Annotated in this window: 1 protein-coding gene; it reads right to left on the reverse strand. The window is 71.4% G+C overall.

Translation table 11 applies throughout. The features are described from left to right. A partial coding sequence (locus EAO75_RS45485; RefSeq protein ID WP_148000968.1) for a helix-turn-helix domain-containing protein occupies positions 1–160 on the reverse strand: 160 nt, incomplete at its 3' end. Positions 161–672: the final 512 nt, after the last annotated feature.

Here is a 672-nt window from a genome sequence, read left to right on the forward strand (position 1 = left end):
TGATGCTGCGCCGTCCGTTCTCCAGCCGGCTGATCTTCGACTGCGACACCAGCAGCCGCTCGGCCACTTCCTCGGCCGTCATGCCCTTGAGCTCGCGGAGCCGGCGCAGCTCCTGGCCCAGCCGGCGTCGCCTGACGGTGGGATTGACATTGGACGCCACGGGACGTGCACCTCCGGCTGCCTGCCTGCGATTGCCACTTTGCGTATCTGCTGTTGAGCAGACTGCCACCAAGGTGCTTACTACCGCTGGGAAACGGTGGATATGCGCTGCATACACGCCAGTTCGCGACATCCCCCGCACATGCGGCCGCGCGGGGTGCCGGGACCGTACGTCCGCACGGGGATACGGATGTGCGGACGTACGGTCCCGGCACCCCGCGCGGACCAGCGGCTCCCGAACCGGTCTTGGGGACGGCGGTGCGGCGCTGCACGGGACGTGCGTGAAGTGCGGGTCGTGCCTGTCGTGCGTGGATCAGACGGTGCGTGCGCCGGATCCGGTGACGCGGGTCGTGGGACTGCGGCTCAGTGGGCCACGACTCGTGCCATGGATCCGCGGCGCGGCTGCACCGGAACGCCACGGGCGGGTTCCGCCGCGGCCCTGCCTCCGGGTGCGGCCTGCCGGCCGGCCGGTGCCGGGCTGCGACGCGGCTGCGCCGCCGCGCCGTTCTGGAC

The sequence above is a fragment of the Streptomyces sp. UW30 genome, assembly GCF_008042075.1.
Taxonomy (GTDB): Bacteria; Actinomycetota; Actinomycetes; order Streptomycetales; family Streptomycetaceae; genus Streptomyces.